Origin of the sequence: Azospirillum sp. A1-3 (genome assembly GCF_023806445.1) — a bacterium.
Lineage (GTDB): Bacteria > Pseudomonadota > Alphaproteobacteria > Azospirillales > Azospirillaceae > Azospirillum.
This window is the reverse complement of the sequence record NZ_JAMSLU010000002.1, coordinates 934773-952303: the sequence shown is the minus strand read 5'-3', so window position 1 is coordinate 952303 and position 17531 is coordinate 934773. Positions and strand designations below refer to the sequence as shown.

13 protein-coding genes are annotated in these 17531 nt (G+C 62.6%); all 13 read right to left on the bottom strand.

Features of this window, described 5'->3' with window-relative positions:
• The coding region (locus tag M5E06_RS17970; RefSeq protein ID WP_252139344.1) for an HNH endonuclease at nucleotides 1–526 on the bottom strand (526 nt) is incomplete at its 3' end.
• A gap of 1395 nt (nucleotides 527–1921) precedes the next feature.
• The gene (locus M5E06_RS17965) at nucleotides 1922–2449 is read right to left on the bottom strand and encodes a hypothetical protein (protein WP_252139343.1); all 528 of its coding nucleotides are present in this window, start codon (nucleotides 2447–2449) and stop codon (nucleotides 1922–1924) included.
• 285 nt (nucleotides 2450–2734) lie between these two features.
• Nucleotides 2735–2938 carry a hypothetical protein gene (locus M5E06_RS17960; RefSeq protein WP_252139342.1) on the bottom strand — a complete coding sequence of 68 codons (204 nt, stop codon included), beginning with the start codon at nucleotides 2936–2938 and terminating at the stop codon, nucleotides 2735–2737.
• A 76-nt stretch (nucleotides 2939–3014) separates the two neighbouring features.
• The gene (locus M5E06_RS17955) at nucleotides 3015–3494 is read right to left on the bottom strand and encodes a lysozyme (RefSeq protein ID WP_252139341.1); all 480 of its coding nucleotides are present in this window, start codon (nucleotides 3492–3494) and stop codon (nucleotides 3015–3017) included.
• Nucleotides 3488–3994 carry a hypothetical protein gene (locus M5E06_RS17950; protein ID WP_252139340.1) on the bottom strand — a complete coding sequence of 169 codons (507 nt, stop codon included), beginning with the start codon at nucleotides 3992–3994 and terminating at the stop codon, nucleotides 3488–3490. Before M5E06_RS17950 ends, M5E06_RS17955 begins: the two co-directional genes overlap by 7 nt.
• Before the next feature lie 72 nt (nucleotides 3995–4066).
• On the bottom strand, nucleotides 4067–4741 hold the full coding sequence (locus M5E06_RS17945) for a DUF4376 domain-containing protein (RefSeq protein WP_252139339.1): 675 nt from the start codon (nucleotides 4739–4741) through the stop codon (nucleotides 4067–4069).
• Nucleotides 4741–5370 carry a hypothetical protein gene (locus M5E06_RS17940; protein ID WP_252139338.1) on the bottom strand — a complete coding sequence of 210 codons (630 nt, stop codon included), beginning with the start codon at nucleotides 5368–5370 and terminating at the stop codon, nucleotides 4741–4743. Before M5E06_RS17940 ends, M5E06_RS17945 begins: the two co-directional genes overlap by 1 nt.
• Nucleotides 5370–6011 carry a glycine-rich domain-containing protein gene (locus M5E06_RS36075; RefSeq protein ID WP_502801990.1) on the bottom strand — a complete coding sequence of 214 codons (642 nt, stop codon included), beginning with the start codon at nucleotides 6009–6011 and terminating at the stop codon, nucleotides 5370–5372. Before M5E06_RS36075 ends, M5E06_RS17940 begins: the two co-directional genes overlap by 1 nt.
• 14 nt (nucleotides 6012–6025) lie before the next feature.
• Nucleotides 6026–6454 carry a hypothetical protein gene (locus tag M5E06_RS17935; RefSeq protein ID WP_252139337.1) on the bottom strand — a complete coding sequence of 143 codons (429 nt, stop codon included), beginning with the start codon at nucleotides 6452–6454 and terminating at the stop codon, nucleotides 6026–6028.
• Nucleotides 6455–6467: 13 nt separating this feature from the next.
• Entirely contained in the window at nucleotides 6468–9623 is a 3156-nt protein-coding gene (locus M5E06_RS17930; protein WP_252139336.1) for a LamG domain-containing protein, read from the bottom strand.
• The gene (locus tag M5E06_RS17925; RefSeq protein WP_252139335.1) at nucleotides 9623–10495 is read right to left on the bottom strand and encodes a hypothetical protein; all 873 of its coding nucleotides are present in this window, start codon (nucleotides 10493–10495) and stop codon (nucleotides 9623–9625) included. Before M5E06_RS17925 ends, M5E06_RS17930 begins: the two co-directional genes overlap by 1 nt.
• A gap of 10 nt (nucleotides 10496–10505) precedes the next feature.
• The gene (locus M5E06_RS17920) at nucleotides 10506–12104 is read right to left on the bottom strand and encodes a hypothetical protein (RefSeq protein WP_252139334.1); all 1599 of its coding nucleotides are present in this window, start codon (nucleotides 12102–12104) and stop codon (nucleotides 10506–10508) included.
• Nucleotides 12101–17413: a tape measure protein gene (locus tag M5E06_RS17915; protein WP_252139333.1), complete on the bottom strand. Its 5313-nt coding sequence runs from the start codon at nucleotides 17411–17413 to the stop codon at nucleotides 12101–12103. The genes M5E06_RS17920 and M5E06_RS17915 overlap by 4 nt, the downstream gene beginning before the upstream one ends.
• Between the last annotated feature and the right edge of the window lie 118 nt (nucleotides 17414–17531).

Below are 17531 nucleotides of genomic sequence, written 5' to 3'. Positions count from 1 at the left end.
AGCCGCCCTTCCCCTGATTGCATGAGCCGCAGAGGACTTGGAGGTTCGTCAGTTCCAGCGACAGGTCGGGGCGGCGGCTGATCGGCTTGATATGATCGACATTCAGGACGGCGCCCATGCTGGCGCTGACGCCGCAGCACTCGCACCGGCCATGTGACCGCTTCAATGCCTCATACCGCACCCGCTTCCATTCAGCGGACTGATAGAACTTGTTTCGGGGCGGACGGCGCTCTTTCGTGGCCTTGGCCTTCTTCTCCTGTGTGACCTTGGCTGCGGCGCGGTTTTCCGTCTTGCGGCGCTTCTCTTCGAGCCTCTCCGCATGGCGGGCAAGGCCGCGCCCGAAATTGATGACGAACCCCTTGGCCGCGCCAGGATTGGCGAAGTCTGCCGTTCTGTGGGTGACGGTGCAAAGCGCAGCGGCGGCTTGCTCAAAGCCAGCACCTTCCGGCAGCTTCACGCCCTTTTCGGCAAGGAACAGCACCACTTGCCGAAAGTCAGATATATGCTTAGACTTCTTCTTACTCATGCCAAGCCCCCATATGGTTTGGTTGGGATGCGCGCCGGACAGGGATGGCACTCCTTGTTCGGCGCTTCCAATTTTAGCCAAAAGCACCCATGCGTTCAACAGATGTTCTACTGTGACGCAATCGACTCCGCGTCCACTCTCCGTGACCATGCCGGAAATTGCGTGGCGATGCGTCTTGGCGGTTGAGCGCCCTTCCCTGATTTGGTAGAATGCAGGCGTTGCGGCAGACGGGATGGACCGTCCTGAAAGCGCGCGAGGCTCTGGCGATTATTTCGGTGCCGTTGGGAATTTGAACACCCACCTTAGCCAGAGAGCCGGGTGACCGGCCCGCAACACGGTTCGGCTAGACCCCCTTGAAGCGGTCGAAACCGGCCAGTTCCACATCATCGCTTGGCGGGCGGTGTGGTCCTAGAGACAGCCAAGCGGATAGGCAGACGATACCGGGGAGTAGTCAGGGCTTACCCAGACGAAAGCCGGGCCATTCCGGGCGGAGGCTTCGGCCTCCGTTCCAGGCGTGTGGTGATCGATCCTACCGGGGACGCCCGGAACGTTAGTCGGGGGGATTGGGCAGAAGCGTAGGCGTTGCCCTAGGATCGATGACCACAGGCTTCGGCCGCCGGACCAGATCACTGCCGAAAGGCACATCCCCGGCGGCTTGGGTAAAGCCACTCCGAACCGGCGCGAACCGGGGCCTGCATAACGGGCAGGGAAACAATGCTCACGGAGGTATGTGGCCCTCCAGCCCTATTCGCCCAGCGTATGTTGGGCAGACGAGACGGACTGCGCAGTCCAGTAGACTGCGGGGATGTTGGGAGAGTGCACGCTCCGGCATCCCGCTCTGGTCGCGCCAGAGGCTTTCCGGGTTTTGCCCAGCGATGGGCTCAGAGTTGCGGCGGCGGTTGCCGGAGCGGTTTATCGGAGGCTGATCACCTGGGGATGGTACGCGTGGCCCTGTCCCTCGTTGGTTCAAATCCAACACCGCCGTCGTAAACAGGTAGCCACCTCCTCACGGGGAGAATGGCGAGCCGCCGGGGGTTAGCCCGGACGCCAGCCGGTGCGAAAGTCCGGCAGAGGCGCCGTGGTCGCGAACGCTGCGCCCCGACCGGAGGATAGCCGGTCACTGAACGCGCCCGAATGGGCAACGAGTTGCGCCCGGTGGTTCATTCTGCCTGCGCGGTGGTCATCAGCCAGCACGGGGGAGGCTCCACCCCTCCTAGGCTCGATTAGCTGAACCGGCGATCTGGTGGTGTAACCCGTGACCGATGTAGCGCCATCGGTGGACGCAAAACGAGGGGAGCGTCGCGCGCCACTTTACCGACAGCGACAGGCGGGGCCGTCCTTCACGGGGCGGCCCTTGCCTTATGGGCGCTAGACGGTCGCAGATTTCGATAGACTTCACCGCTTCGCCAACAGGGCCATAGCGTCGGTCTTCTGCTTGCTGCCGCTGGACGACCCGAAAAAATAGGCAACCACGGACCCCCATGCGCCGCCAAGGGCGCCCAGCATGACCAGCAACGCCTCTCCGCCCTTGTCCGGCATGCCATAGTGCATCAGGGCTGCCAGCACGCCGAAGAAGCCCAGCGTGACGCCATAGGCCAGCACTTCCGGGGTGCGGTCACCGGTCTTTACCTGACGGTCGCGCGCATTGGCCCGGTCTTCGTTGCCCAGCCGGTCAACGTCGATGTCAAGCTTCCGCATGTCAGCCTGGAACTGCTGCTCAGCCTGCTTGAGTGCCAACAGGGCAGACGGATCGGCCTTCTTCACTGCGTCGGCAACCTGAGCCGGGGCTGCGTCAGACGGCAGGCCAAGGGCGTTGATGATAGCAGCGGTAGCGGCGCCAGCGAGAGGGCCGCCAAGGGCTGTGGCGATGCCCGGCGCTACGGTGCTCAGTATGCCGGTGATGCTGTCCCAAAGTTCATCCATTGTCGGTCTCCAGGCATGAGAAAGCCCGCCGGGCGGTCTGCCGGGCGGGCTGGGTTGGTTCGGGATGTAGTGGCGGTTAGGCGTCGTGCAGTGGCGCGAAGTGGGTCACGCCGCTCATATAGCCATCAGGCAATCGCTCTCCGACGCAGTAACCGTCAGGCGTCACGCGCCCAACGAACCACGATACAGAGAATGCGCTGCGGCACAGGCAAACGGACTCAACCCCACCCTTTGGGGCCTCTGACACCGGGCGGAGGATGGCGGTAACAGTTTGGTTGCTCATGGTCACGCCTCCCCTTTCAGAGCGGCGGAGACGACGCGCACCAGCCGGTGCATGTCCAAGAGGCCGTCAACGCCAACGCCGCGCATGCTGTCGTCCTCATAGACGTACGGCCCTGCGGCAGTCAGCATGTCGGCAACGGCAAGGCGCGCAACGCGCTCTACCACGTCGTCGGTAAGTTCTGTATCTTGGGGAACGGCGTCGGTCATCTCTGCACCTCAGAGGTTGGTCAATGGCCGGCGGTTGCCCCCGCCGACCGACGCCACATTCTACCATGCCGGGTAGTTAGGCGGACAGGAAAAGAGAGCGTTCAGCAGCCCGGCGATTGACGAGCCCCTGCATCACCTTGCCGTTCGCCTTGCTCCACCGAAGGAACTGATCCGCCACGCTTTCCTTGCTGGCGCCGGAGTTCCACAGACGGACCAAGGTGGAGTTGGCGAAGTTGGTGGCGCCGATATTGTAGGCTAGCGACACAGCGGCCCCGAGTTGGGCATCTGTCGCCGGCACAGTGACTGCCCTCCCCACCGCGGCGGCCTTCTTTGCCACCTCCTGCGCCAGACGGGCATCGGCCGTCGCTTGATCCCAGATCGTGCCGGGCTTGATGTCGGGACCGGTGGAGCCAAAGCCGATGGTCCATGGCGCGCCGCCGGTTGCCGGATCGGGATAGGCACGCAGCCTACCGTCGGGCATCCGCTTCTCGCACCCCTCGAATTGCTTAATGATGGCGCACGCCTTCGCGATTGCGCCGGGGGTGATCGTCACCATAGTTCAACTCCTCCAAGAGCGATTGAGAGAACGCCCCACTGCCAGCCGCCCCAAAGCAACTCTGACCATGCCGTGGGCGCATCAACGGGCTTGTTGCCGTCATTCAGCCAGCCGGCAGGGACGGGGATGCGCCAGCCCAGCCAGTAGCAGAGCGCCTGCCCTGCCCCGGCTACAGCCACCCACCACAGCGACGGGTCAGCGAGCGGAAGCGCGATCAGGCCAAAGCGGGCAGCGCCAACAGCGGCCATATACAGCCCGTCAAGCCATTCCCGCCCGGTCATGCGGCCCATGTCCTGCCCGTAGTTGTGCGGGATCATGAGGCCAAGGAATGCGGCGACGGCAGCGGCAACGCCGGTCCACCAGCCACCGCCGGACAGCCACCACACCAGCACTCCGGTAGGCAGGCACCACACGGCGCGGGCAAGCTGGGTTGAGCCGGTCGGAAGCCACCCGCCGCGGATGCGGTAAAGCAGCGCGCCGGCAAGCGCGAGGATCAGCATGGGCGCCTCCAGACATGCGAAAGGCGCCTCACGGGCGCCGGTTCGGTCAAGGGTTGGAGTGTTGTCGCAGCGTCAGCTGGGCCAGCCGGACAAGTGGTCGATGCTCTCCGGATCGTCCGACACTAGGGCAGCGTCTTTCACATCTCGGGCGTGCTGCACAATCGCGCTGTACGCGCCTGCCACGGCGGCTGCCAGGGCAACACCGTCCTGCGGCGTCGGCAGGGGCAGCCGGCTATTGTCAGCCGAAATCCACCCTTGTGCGTAGCTGTCGGGCCACTCCAAAGCGCCTGCCAGCACCAGTGCGGCGGTAGTCGCCATGCCGCCCAGGTCGGTGCGGGTCAGGGCGTCGGTGGGGAAAACCTTGCCTGCATGCTGGACGCCAAGCGCCAAGCGACGGTCCCGTTCAGCGGTGATGGCGGCGACCTTGGCGGCGCGGCGTGCATCGAGATTTGCCGCCAACACCTCCTCCGGCAGCGGAACCACCTTGCGCGGGAGCGTGACGCGATGGGCTTCTGCATCGACCAGCGGTTCGCGGTCAGGGTCAGCCACCACTTGGTGCGTCAGAGGAGATGGGAGCGCGACCGCTTCTTCAGACGCCGGCCAGTAGCCATAGCCTTGCAGGCCGAGGCTGGGGTCCGTCCATGACAGGTCCACCAGAGACTCATCCTGTAGGCCCTCAAGGCAGGGCGGCACAGCCGCGACGACTTCGGCAACTTCCAATGTTTCAAGATTGATTTTTGCGCGCATTACACAGCCCTCCGATACATGATGAAAATGACACCGCCGTTTGTTCCACCAACAGCGACTGAGCCTGCAAACGGCGCACCTCCAGGAGAATTTCCTGTGGTGGTGCCGCTGGGATTTCCAGAAAATGCTAAGTTGTTAATCCGAAGTCCATAATCCGTGCTCATACCATTTTCTACTGTCTGTGAAACCAGCGAGGAAATGCCAGGACTTGCTGTAACATTCCCTGTGTAGATTAGCCCCTTGAAGTTGGCGTCGCCTCCATATGCGAGCCCACGAATCAATGGGCTACGCGCGCCGCTCGATCCTTCAGCAGTCATGCCATCGACAGTAGTTGACCCGCCGACAACCCCAGGACTTGAGTCTGCTGCCCCCGCCCCGACGATCCCAGAAATAACCTGACCCGCAGTTACAGTCTTCCCAACCCGTTGGGAGACTGCGCCGCTACCGGCGGAATAACCTGGGTAGCAAGCCGAAGAAGCGCCGACCGCAATGATATCGACAACATCGACACCCGCAGGGACAGTCCAGTTAAACGCGCCCGCAGCCGATACGTAGTCCATCCCAACAATTTGCAGAGTATCCGGCGCAACCCGCGCCGTCCTTTGCAGCCCTTGTCCGAGGAAGCCCATCACAGCACCTCCGTCACGTACCAAAAGAAGAAGATGCCGCCGTTTGCCCCGGCAGCCCGAGTTGCAGACATGTCAGTCCCGCCACCGGCACCTGGGAGTTCAGGGATACCTGTGCTGGTGTTAGGTCGGCCCTTAAAATTAGGATGGATGTATGGCCCGCCTGAGTCTGAATAATAGCTGGACTTTCCCGCGGTCCAGGCAGGGCTAGGGCAGGCGCCGCCAGGAGCCCACAGGCCGCCGCCACATGCCCCGCCTTGGATATTTACATCGCCTCCAGTTGCGTTTCCTCCGGGAGCATTTACGCTACCATTCACGCCACCCTCTGCAACCATCCCGTCAATGGTAGTGGATGGCGCTCTTGTCCCAGAAGTTGTGTCGTTGATAGGGCCTGCACCAACGGACCCCACAATGACTTGCCCAGGTGAAACCACCTTGTTGCGCCTGATCGCCATGGCCCCACCGCTGCCTGGAACATTTCCAGTGCAGCAGCCGCCAGCACCAACCGCAATAATATCGCAGCTATCCACTCCCGCCGGAACGGTGCAGCTAATCGGACCAGACAGCGAAGTGCTGCAATAAAACGTGCTGCCGACAAAGCGTCGGCGCACACTTCCTCTCTTGGTCCCAAGACTGTCTCGCATTCCCATCACACACCTCACGCCGGCTTGGACAGGTCGTACCAGTTAAGGTCCACATCGCACGAAGCGGTAAGCGTGGCCCAACTGCCGACGCCGATAACGTCACCGGCCTCAAAGTCCATCCCGGTGATTGCGGGTACCGTCTGCGGGTTGGGCGGAGACGTGGAGTTGATTGTCTGTGCCCCCACATACTGCGTGGCGATCAGGTGCCAGACGTTTGCCGCCTCGCCCGACTTGCGCTTGTAGAAAGCTACGACCGCCGCCGTGTTGGTTGCCAGCGGAGTGATGCGGCAGGTTCCGCCCTGACCGCCGGATGCTCCGATAGTGCCGAGTGTGGTGACGCCGGTCGGGGTGTTGCCGGACGTGCTGCCGACAGCCCCCGGCGCCATCGTCACAGTGAAGGACTTCGGCGCGCCGGGGAAAACAGGAGAAGTATTAACAGCCATTTTGATGATCCTTTTACTTGCCCAAATAAGGGATGTTGATGCCTCCGCCGATTGCCATCAGCATTGCGAAGTCGAAGTTACCGCCGCTCGCTGCTGCAACTGATTGCACGGCTACGGCTTGTACGCGCGGCGCGACGATTGCCTCGCGACCGTTGATTTGCGGCGCGACAATACCGGCCTCGGCAGCGGTGCCGATCAGCAGCGTGTCGTTGCGGAGGCAGACGGCTTTGATGTTGTCGTTAGAGATGGCGCCAAGCTCGACAACGGACACGCTGGTGATAGCAAAGCTGGCGCCCAATGCTTCCGATACGCCTGCCGACTCAATTGACAACTGATGCGAGACGCCGGATTGAGCCACAAGGGTAGCCGTAAGCTCTACAGTAGTCGTACTGGTGGTGTAGTTGCTTTGTGCAGCCGCCGAAATGAGGCTGGAATAGTTGGCGGAATTGCGCACATACGCTTGCACGCCAGTTGTTGTGGAAATCCTCCGCGCTTTTGCCGTCACGAGGTACGACTTTCCTGCGGTAAGGCCGGAAAGCGCAAACACCGCCCTTGGCCACGCAGACGCGGAAGTAGCCGTAACAATCAACTCGCCATTGGTCACTGCAAGCGAGGCACTGCTGCCGGCCCACCCCGTCGTATTAGTGAACGGCCCGCCAGGATTGGTGACGAGGTTAGCCCCAACCGCCACACCCGCCGCGTCCTTGTAATCGACCCTCCGCAGCCCGGCGAACACCGACACCCCGTCGCCAGTGCCAACGGCGAGCTTGCCCGTGGCATCGTCGTAGGATAGGGCCTGCACAGACGATGACGTGCCGCCGAGGAATGCTTTGGCGCCGCTGTCGAACAGACCGCGCTCGTCGGCGTACATCTTGGCGATTTGCGCAGCGGTGGGTGCGTAGGCAGAGATGCGGACCATGCACGCCGCTGCATTGGTCGCTGGGTTTGCTCCCTGTTGGTCGATACCAATCCGCAGGGTAGCAACCGCGTTGGACAGTGAGCCGACAGATGCGGCCGAAGCTGTCGCGGTCAACACGCCGTCTACCCACAGCTCCAGCGTGCTCCCCCGCTTTTCGCATTCGATGATGTGTGTGTTGCCATCAGCTAGGCTCGACGTTCCTGCGGCGTTGGCGCTGTTTGTGCCGTCAGAGACGAAGAACCGGGGGAGACCTGCGGCGTTCAAGTATAGCTGGAAGCGTGCACCAGTAGTCGCGCTGTCTCGCGAAACTAGCGTGCATTGCGTCGGCGTCGATGTGATCTTGCCAGACCAACGGAACCAAAAATCCCCCGTTCCGAAATCCAGATCAGCGTTATACGGCTGTTCCAGATAGTTGCTGGTCGAGAACCCCGACCACACCACAACATCGCCGCCATTTGCCGCATTGCGCTGCAAAGTGCCGTTGACGATCAGGCCCTTTGCTTTGTAGCTGCGGTCGGGGGTGGCAAGGCGGACGGAGATGTTGTCGAAGTAGGCCGTGGTGCCGCCATCCATCGTCAGGAGAGAAATACCTACGCTCGTCGGCGTGGCCGTAAAGGAGCCCGTCAGCGGGGCTGATGTTGCCGATGTGGTGTTCACGTCCACCAGGGTCGTCCCACCCACCGCCCCAGCCTGCACCATGAGGCGGGCGCTGCCGGCCGTCCCTTTGCGGGCACTCGCCGTCACCACGTAGGTCTGGCCGACCACAAGGCCGGAGATCGTTTGACCAGCGGAGCCGTAGGTTCCTGCCGGAGCTGTGACAGCGATTTCCCCGCCAGAGACGGCGATGGCTCCGCCGTTGATGGCCGTCCACCCGCTGGTGTCCGTCGGAAAGGTGCCGTTGGCGACAAGCTCACCGCTGCCCGTTATCGCGCCCGTCTCGGACCCGTTCAGCCACGCGCCGACCGTGTTGCCCGGCATCCAGCCCGTGCAGTATGTGGCGGTCAGGTAGGCGACCATGCCGTTGGCTGGGTTGCTGGTGTCTTCGGCTAGGAGGGTGAGGCCCTGTGGACTTGCGATAGCGTTGCGGTTAATCGCGGTTGCCGAGCCGCCCAAAATCGCGGGAGAGACATTGGACGCATAAACGAATGACCGCCACGCATTGCTCGCAGCGTCGGCGGATGGAATTAGCCCAACCTCCACCCGCTTGTCAGAACCAAGCCGTGTCATCAAGCGGGAGTCGTCGAGGAACTTAACTTGGTCGTGCCCGGCAGCGCTTGTAAGGTCGTACACCGTCCCATCATGCCGGATCACCGACACACCAGCCGCCGTCGCCACTGCGACAGTCGGCACAGCGAGGCCGGCAGCGTCGAGCGGGGCGCCGGAGAGGGCTCGGGCGTGGACGGAGTTGACGGTATTGCTGATAATGTTTCCGGTGACGTGTCCAATACGAGAACTTGCCCCTGCCAAATACGTGGCATTGCGGCCTGCGATTGGCGTCCCGTATGGCGTAAGGTCAGCAGAGCGAACTTGGCCGCTAGTTTCAGTTGGGAAGTGGATAAGCGTAACGCCGTTCCCGGAGTTGCCGAGGACCAGCCATCCATCAATTGCCACTGCCGACGTAATGTAGCGGCTGAGTGCCGTTGACGTGCCGTTCATGCCATTTGCGTTGAACACCATCCACATTCTCGGCGCGCCGTTGGCGTCCAAATCCAGCGCGTCATAAATCGTGAGCTTGGCCTGCTCCGCGACGATCAGCGCAACAACCGGGAATTTCCTTCGCGGACCCCTGGTAGCCGTGTTCAGCGATTCGTTTTCCCAAGAGGTCCAGCCGCACTTGTCAATCCACGCGCCGCCGTCTGTGTCGAGGCGGGTGTCGTAGACAAAGCAGTCCACAAGCGTTGTGGTCGCGGCGATCTGCTTGGACAGGGCCGCAATCACGACGTTGGATGCAGACCCGATCCACTGTTGTGCCTGGACAGCGTAACCGACGGCAGCGTCTCGGGCGGCCTCGGAGATAGCACGATCCCCCGCCACTGCGGATCGGTCGGCAGCGGTGGCAGCGGCGTCATCTGATGCAGCGGCGGCAGACTGTTGGGCGGCATCGGCCGCAGCAACAGCGTCGGCGGAGACGCCAATCGTCTTGCCGACCATCGGCAACAGGTTGGTCCGGAACCCCCCGTTGCGCATGTCGTTGGCGGACGATCCGTCGTCAGAGAACTTTGTGCCGTCGGGGAAAGTAACGCTCGTCATCACATCACCTCTTCAAAGGCCAGCGGCACTTGGTCTCGGTTAAAAGTGGAATACGCCATCAATCCAGGATCAACGTTGCGCGCAAGAAACACCTCGCGCAGCAAGTTAGTCGTGCTGGTCGGGTCGGGCATCCAAAGGAACGGCGTGTCGATGTCCATTTGGCGCTGATGCTCGAATGCTTTTGCCATGGCTTCTTCGCGCTCAAGATAGCTGATTTGACCCTTAAACACACGCGGTTTATCTCGTCGCTCAAAGTATTTCGCGCCTCCTATAGCCTCAACTGATTGAGACCGGAAGCGGAAGCCGTATTGAGCGCCGTAACTGAAGTTGATGCCGACTTGCCACCCCTGTGACACTTCAAACATTCCGCACTCTATGTATCCGGCGCTGTTTGTAGTATCATCCACTTCCACTTTGATGCCGCGCGCAAGAACCTGAGCGTCAAGCCACAGAGGGCGGGTCCACCGGTATCCGGTGATCTCAAGATCGGCGTATTGGCCCGACCACCAGTTGTCGTCCTCCCACTCAAGTTGGTCTGGCGTGTAGACCACCGGCCAAGCGTCGATCCACCCGCTGTCGTAGAGCAAGGCGGTCAGGTCGGTGTCGGAGTACAGCCGCACCCTGATCTTGCCCAGGAGGCTGATGTTGTGCCCCACCAGGGCTAGCAGGCGGACGCCGCGCGCCCTGTCCAGGGTCGCTGTGAATTGCGTGTCTGCTGCATCGGCACTGGCAGAGCGCCAGACCTGTGCCAGCGGCAGGCTGCCAAGGTTGGTCACGGGGTAGGTCGCAGATGACGTAGAGCCTGCCGGCTGGGCAAAAGTGATCCTATCCGTCCACCGGGGGAACCCGATGACGGCTGCGCTGTCGGCCATTGTTTAGCCCTCACAGGTAGAGGTATAGGTCCGCCGTCTGGTTGGACCAATCAGGCGTGATGCCGGTCACTAGGGCCTTACGCCCTGCCGACATGCCGAACCGCGGGAGTTGGATGGTGATGAACTTCATCAGATCGACCGCCGCTGCCGTGGCAGGGCCGAACTTCACCTTCATGCGCGCCCGGCGGGGGCCGCCCTTCTTGCGTTGAGCAAGCCGGCTGGATGCCTCCGCCGATGTCACGGCTTGGTCGATGAACAGCGTGTCTTCGGTCGTCTGCCGGGCAAGCGGCGCGTTGGTCAACGTCGCCGCGTCTTCCTGCTTTACCTGCCGCGTTGCCTCGGTCAGGAATTGCAGGCCGTGCGTCGTCGCCGTGGACTCCAGAGAGATGCCGGCTAGGCTGTCTTTTGACTGCACCGTCCAGTTACGGGCATAGGTCAGAGCGACGCTATAGGCCGGACTGGCCGTCCCATCTCCGGGGTTGTCCCACTCCCATTCGAGAATGTCGCCATCGTTCGCTTGGGCCGATGACCCGATCCGCAGCACCTTGAACGTGACGGAGCTTGTCCCGGTCGGCTCTTCCACGCGGGCAATCCGCCATGTGCCGCCAGCATCAAGCCACGTCACGAAGCCGCCGGACGCCAGCACCTTGTTGATGGTGTCCCGGCGTTGCTCTTCGCTGGCCCCGAGCCAGATGCCGACTTCACCGGGTTGCGCTGTGTCGGCCGCCGTCACGTCGCTGGCGCTGACTGTCGTGATGCCCCAAGCCGCAAGCATTCGCTTCCAGACTTGGGCGATGGTCCGAGCGGCGCCGTTCGCTCCTTCGCTGCCATCCGCCGTAACCTCCCCAGCCGGGGCGGTGTTCAGACGGACATAGGTGCCTTCAGGCCCGCTGTACCATTTCCACTGACCTGCCGCCGGCTTCACGGCATCGTTCTGCACATCGGCAAGCGTGGAGAATGTGCCGGCCGGGGTCAGAGCCGATCCCTTGTCGTAGACGGCGCTGAGGGTCTGCATGGCGCGGGCAGACGCCTGATAGATCACCTTGGACGTATTCACGCAGACCAAGGGAACGTTGTAGTTCGTTCCCCACCATTCCGGCTTCCACTGGTCCTTGATGTCGTCCACCCCCTCTAGCCCGGCGGGCAGGGCGTTAGAGCCGGCGAACTTCACCGACTGCGCCGCCTTGTCCAAGAGGTAGGCGATCTGGTCACGCCAACGGAAGGTGACGCGATCCCAGGAAAACGCGGCGCCCTCAATCACGCCCGTGGCAAGGACGGTCGCCGAACCATAGGCTGTCGTGGCGTCGGGGAGCAGCAGGAGCCGGCCGGAAAACCCATACGTCGCCGCATTGGTCACCAGCCAGTCCAGCCACCCGTCGATGTTCTCCACGTCGATTTCCGCGAGGTCCAGCTTTCCGGCGCCATACTCGCTTTCCGACTGCCAGACCGTGCGGGATATCGTCGCCGTAGCCTCAGCGTCACCCAAGATGGCGCCCCGGTAGAAGTCGGGGGCCGAAGGATGGGCATAGGCAGACGTGCCGGCAAGGATAGTCTTTGACCCGGCGGAAACCGGGTCGTAGACCGTTGCCTCAAACAACAGGATCGTCATTCACGAAGCCCCCCGCCAGACGCCTTCTTTGCGACGGCCTTCACGTTGTCGGCGACTTCCGCCAGCCCGTTGAGCGTGCCGTCGCCGGCCGCCGCGGTGGTCCTGAGAAGGGCCGTAAGCAGGCGGTTTTGCTCTTCAAGCAGTTCGTTTTGCCGCTTGATGTCAGCAGAGCCGCCGCCGGAAGACTGCGACGACTGACGCGGCCGGTACTCGACGACGTTCCCGCCCCACCTGTCGTTCGCCGCCTCCCACGACCGGGCCATGGACACGGCTGCGGCGTTCGGGATGACCGGCTCACCGCCTTTCATCTGCATCAGCTCCGGCCCTTGCTCGCCAACCCACGCCCATCCCGGAGGAGCGGCGGGGGTGCCGGTCGCGAAGCCGTTGATGCGCCACGACTGTCCAGCCGCAGCGAGCACCTGACGGGCGATGGCCTTCGTGCTGTCGTCTTGCTGCGTGATCCAGCTTTGCCAGCCGCCGCCGCCGAAGTCGCCGCTGTACCCCGTCTTAAGGGCAAGCTGCATGTTGGCGGCGACGCTCCCCGACGCACCCCAGTTGCGGGGCGTGGAGATGACAGACGCCATCTGAGCCTGTTCTGCCATGTTGGCGTCTAGGCTCTTCAAGCTGCTGTCAATCGACGACAGGTAGCTAACCTGAGACTTGGCTGCTGTGAGTTGCTGCGATGCGATACTCTCGCTGTGCTGCAACGCATCGGTCGCCACCGAGAAGTCAGAGGCGTAGGCCGTGTTTGTGGCGTTGTAGGCTTTCGAGGCGGTCAAGAAGCTCTGAGCCACCGTTGCCAGTTGGCTCATTGCGTCCTGATCGCCACCGGCCGCCGCAGAAGACACGGCGTTGAACTGCGCCTTGGCTGCGTTGTATTTCTCCAACGGGCTGAGCGGCGATAGGTCGCCCACAAGGAGCTGCTGCCGAGCAGATGCCAGAGACTTGGCCGTATTCTCCCACGCCGACTTAACCGACTGCGCCGAAGACAGAGCCGACGACACCACCGACGACCAGGACGAGCGGATATCCGACGCCGCCTTGGCAGCCGCTTCTGCCGCCGCCTCCGCGTTGTCGTTCGCCGCCTGCTGCATCACCTCCGAGAGGTTGGAGATGCTGCCGCCGAAGGTCGCCACCACGTCCGCCCGCTGGGTGTCGTCCAGCGTCTTCAGCAGGCCGGCGAGTTGGGCGTTGAAGAGGGTCTGCGCCCGCGTCACCGGCTCGCCAACCGCCGCCAGCGACTTGCCGTTGGCGGTCAGCGTGTCGAGGAAGCCGCTGATCTGGTTGACGTAGCCCCGACCGCTTGCCTCTGCGATCTGCTGGTCGAGCGACTTGTTCAGGTTGGCCGCCATTCGCGCCCGCGTCTCAGCCTCGATCTGGTCCACATAGGTGACCATCGCGGGATTGAGTTGGGCATAGGCTTCCCGAGCGGCTTGGAACTGCCCGGTCAGCGTCGCCATGTCCTGCTGCGTCTGCGTGAAGTCCGGCGGGTTGCGGAGTTGGTCCAGGTAGGCCTTCAGCTGTTCACTGGCGAGGCCGACATAAGCCCCGTCGATGCCCAGCTTTTTGGCGCGTTCCAACTCCTCAAACATCGGCTTGAAGGACTCAGTCGTGGCCTTCTTCGCCGCGTCAGTGACGCCCGAGAGCGTCTTGACCATCTCCCGCAGCGCCGTGTTGCCGGCGTCGATGGAGGCGCCCAACGCAACGTCTTTGCCAAACTCTTCGGCGTCCTTGTTCTTCGAGTTGGTGATGGCCGCCAGCGTGTTCTTGCCGCCGTCCTTCAGTCCGCCTTGGTCGATGAGCGCGTAACGCATCATCGCGGCAAAGTCGTCTCCGAACTTCTTGTAATCGACAGAGCCAGCGATGTAGTAGCCATCCTTGGCTGTCTGCCCAAAACCGAAGTCCTTGGTCAGCCTTCCGCCACCAGCCGCCGCCGTCGTGAAGATGCTGGAGATGTAATTGCCAAGCGCCTTCCCGGCTTCCGGGTCTCCTTCGTTGTCAGTCAGTATATTCCCATAGGTCGCACTCTTGCCATTGCTGGCAATCGTCACGTCAGAAGATGCGGTTTTCCCTACGCTTGGCTTTTGAGTGCCGATCAGGCCGCCAAGCCCGCCGCCGGCACCGCCGATCAGCGCGCCGATCAGCGTCCCGACGCCGGGGATCATCGAGCCGACCAGAGCGCCAGCCGCCGCGCCAGAAGCGCCGCCTGCCAGTCCGCCAACAGCTTTATTCCCGTTCGCCAGCAACGGGCCAAGCAAGCCGCCAACCGCGAAGCCGGCGCCAAGCGGGCCGAGGTATGACGATAGCCCAGCCGATGCCCCCTGCGCCCCCGCCGCCCCCCAACTATTGTAGGCAGCGAGGGAGCCTGTCGCCGGGTTGATGGTCGTAGCCGCCACCGTGGCAGCCTGCCCGCCGACCGCCGGAACAATGGAGCTGCCGATGCCGAACGCCGAAGCGCCGAACTGGTCGATAGCCCCCGTGATGCCGCTTGTCCACGACGACGGCATGAACTTGCTGCCTATCGACAGCAGGTTGCCTGCACCCCCCATGCCGCCGTTCTGGTTGGCAGCAGAGCCGCCGCCCTGGATGCCGAACAGGCCGGGAACCGAACCGACAACCGCCGTTGTGATCGGCAGAACGATGTTTGCCTCAAGCAAGGCAACAGCGATCCGCTTCCCCAACGCCTTGATGGCGTCGATGATGCTGGCTTGCTTGTCCTGAAGGATCATCGCGTCGTAAAGGGTCTCTGACCAGTCGCGGGCGATGTCCTTGGCGGTGCTCTGTATCTCCTGTTGGTACTTCTCAGCGGCCTTCTTCGCCTCTTGGAATGCAGGGTCAGACTGTTGAACAGCCCTGTTAAAGGTGTCTTGATCAATGGCCCCAGCATTCAGAAGCCTATTAAGGTCAACAAGCGTATCGGCGTACTTCTCGGCAGGCGTGCGCGTGCTATCGTACACGCGCTTACCTTCGTTCATGACCTTGTTGTACTCTTCAACCGCCTTTGCATCAGCGGCCTTTACGGCGGAGAGGATTTGCTTTTCAAGCTTCGCCTCCGCCTTCTCCCGGTCGCCAGCCGCTTTCTCCGCATCACGTTGCGCATGGGTGACGCTCTCGACCTTGGCTTGATATGCCTCCTCAATTGCGGCGTTGTCCTTCTGCGCCTGAGCAAAGCTGATGAGGCCGGCGTCCAGTGCCGACATCACATCGGCGCGCTTCTTATTCCTCTCCGTCAGAGCGTCTTCCAGGGGGAACAGCCCCTTTACCGCATCCTTGTACGCCCCTTGCGCTGCCGTCTGAGCCGCCGCCGCCGCGGCCGATGCCGTGCGCGCTCGGTCAGATTGCTGCATTTGAGCGGCTAGGCGCTGTTCCTCTCGGACATTCTCTCCGAGAACATCGCGCGTCGCCTGAAGCCGGGCGATCCGCTTATCAATATCTGCCAGCTCGGAGTTGTTCTTCAAGAACGTCCCGACGCTGAAACCCCATCCGTTGTTGTCAGAAAGCTCCTGCTTGAGTTGCTTTTTGTACGCCTCCAATTCGGTGATTTGTTTTGATATGTTGTCAAATTGACCAGAAGTGGTCTGGTTCTTCGCCAGTCTGTCCAACTGGTCAGCAACATACTTGATGGTGTTGGCAAGGCTCTGAGACCGCTGGAGGCTTCTGTCAATTTCAGCGACGAACCGCCCCCACGAAGAGGCCATGATGCTGGACGCCCGCTCTACAGTCATGGGCATCGCTTCGAATGCCGCATTCGCCTCAGTAGACGCCCGCAGCAGGGCGCGGAATACCTTGTCAGCGGTCAGTTCGCCGGCAGAGCCCATCTCCTTCAATTGACCGATGCCGACGCCAAGCTCCTTCGCCAGAGCACGCGCCATCACCGGCATGTTCTCCAGGATCGACCTCAGTTCGTCGCCTTGAAGCTTGCCACTGGCAAGCGCCTGCCCTAGCTGTTGCGCCCCCGCTTGCGCCTCCTGCGTGCTGATGCCCGAGACGACGCCAAACTTCTGGACGGTCTCGACAAGCTGCAACACCTCCCGCCGCGTGGCGCCGATCTCCCCGGCCGCGATGTTGAAGCGGACGAACTGGTTGGCGCTGTCCGCGACGGCGATGCCGGTCTTTTGCGAAATCTGGTACAGGCCGTCATAGGTCTCGCGGGCGGCGCCAACGGACCCGGTAACGGCAGCAAGCCGCCCCTCTGTCTTCGTCAGTTCATCGCCGGCTTTGATCGACGCGGCGGCCAGCAAGGCGATGCCGCCAGCGATGGCGCCGACACCAGCCCCCATCGCCAACATCGCCACGTTCGCCGCCGTGATGCCCTTCTCCAGGCTGGAAAACTGCATGACAATGGCGCCAACAGGGCTCCCGCCGGCAGAGATGGCGTCGAAGGTGTCTCGCGCGGCGCCAGTCAGTTTGACATGAGCCGCCGCCGTCGAAGTCGCCGTGACCCGGCCATCATCAAGGGCCTTGTTCAACACCGCCAGACGGGAAGCGTGCTGGTCGGCGTCGATGGTTCCTTGCCGCAGCAGGCGGCTAAGCTCAGCCTCTGCTGTGGCATAGGCCAAATCGGATTTCGTGATGAGCCCGAGCCGCGCGTCCAGGCGGGCAAGGGCTATCGTCTGCGCCTCGGTGTCCCGAACCACTCCGCCGGACGCCTTGGAAGATGCCGCGGCGTCCGTCACCCGCGCCTGCGTCAGCTTGCCAACTGCCTCGGTCGTTTTCTGGACCGACTGGACATCAGCGGCCAGCAGACCAGCGTTAGAGACCTTGCCGCCGGCGCCGGCAGCCACAGCGGTATTCAGCGCCTCTTGCGCCACCTTCTGCTGTTGGGCCGCCTGCGCCTGGGCTTCTCGCGCCGCCTTGGCCTCCCGCATGCGCCTTGTGATGCGGTCTAGCGCCTCGTCCTCGCTCTCAGTCGCCTGCGTCACTTCCTTGGTTGACCGCTGCCACGCCTGTTGTTTGTCAACGATCTTAGTGATCGCATCCAGCATCGCTTGGGCGGCTTGTGTTTGCTTTGTGGATGCCGCCGCCATCCCTTCCATGGCTTGCTGCATGGCGCGCTCAACGCGCTCTGCCCTCTCCATCGCCGCAGCCATGGCATCGACGCTTCCAGCGCCAGATGAGATGGCGCGGGTCACAGCGTCGAAGGTAGCCCCCTGCCCCATCTTGGACATGGCGGCGTCTGCCTTGGACACGGCGGCAGCCATGGCATCGGCGCGAACTTCGATGGCTCGGTATGCGGCGACGACCTTTAGTGCGCCAGTTTCAGCCGGCGCCGCGTCTACGGCAATTCCAAGCGTCAGGGTGTCGGTCACGTGGCACCTCATAGAAAAGGGCGCCGCGGAGTAGCCGGGCGCCCGTCAGTCAAGGTCTAGCTTCTGGACTCTTTTGAGTATCCCGCGCATGCTCATGCGCTCGCTCGCGGAGAATGCG

What these genes read in the sequence shown, in the direction of transcription:
- M5E06_RS17955 (WP_252139341.1), bottom strand. Translation starts at nt 3,494, where the DNA reads ATGGTGACGATCACCCCCGGCGCAATCGCGAAGGCGTGCGCCATCATT.
- M5E06_RS36075 (WP_502801990.1), bottom strand. Translation starts at nt 6,011, where the DNA reads ATGCGAGACAGTCTTGGGACCAAGAGAGGAAGTGTGCGCCGACGCTTT.
- M5E06_RS17920 (WP_252139334.1), bottom strand. Translation starts at nt 12,104, where the DNA reads ATGACGATCCTGTTGTTTGAGGCAACGGTCTACGACCCGGTTTCCGCC.
- M5E06_RS17950 (WP_252139340.1), bottom strand. Translation starts at nt 3,994, where the DNA reads ATGCTGATCCTCGCGCTTGCCGGCGCGCTGCTTTACCGCATCCGCGGC.
- M5E06_RS17925 (WP_252139335.1), bottom strand. Translation starts at nt 10,495, where the DNA reads ATGGCCGACAGCGCAGCCGTCATCGGGTTCCCCCGGTGGACGGATAGG.
- M5E06_RS17945 (WP_252139339.1), bottom strand. Translation starts at nt 4,741, where the DNA reads ATGCGCGCAAAAATCAATCTTGAAACATTGGAAGTTGCCGAAGTCGTC.
- M5E06_RS17940 (WP_252139338.1), bottom strand. Translation starts at nt 5,370, where the DNA reads ATGGGCTTCCTCGGACAAGGGCTGCAAAGGACGGCGCGGGTTGCGCCG.
- M5E06_RS17960 (WP_252139342.1), bottom strand. Translation starts at nt 2,938, where the DNA reads ATGACCGACGCCGTTCCCCAAGATACAGAACTTACCGACGACGTGGTA.
- M5E06_RS17930 (WP_252139336.1), bottom strand. Translation starts at nt 9,623, where the DNA reads ATGACGAGCGTTACTTTCCCCGACGGCACAAAGTTCTCTGACGACGGA.
- M5E06_RS17935 (WP_252139337.1), bottom strand. Translation starts at nt 6,454, where the DNA reads ATGGCTGTTAATACTTCTCCTGTTTTCCCCGGCGCGCCGAAGTCCTTC.
- M5E06_RS17965 (WP_252139343.1), bottom strand. Translation starts at nt 2,449, where the DNA reads ATGGATGAACTTTGGGACAGCATCACCGGCATACTGAGCACCGTAGCG.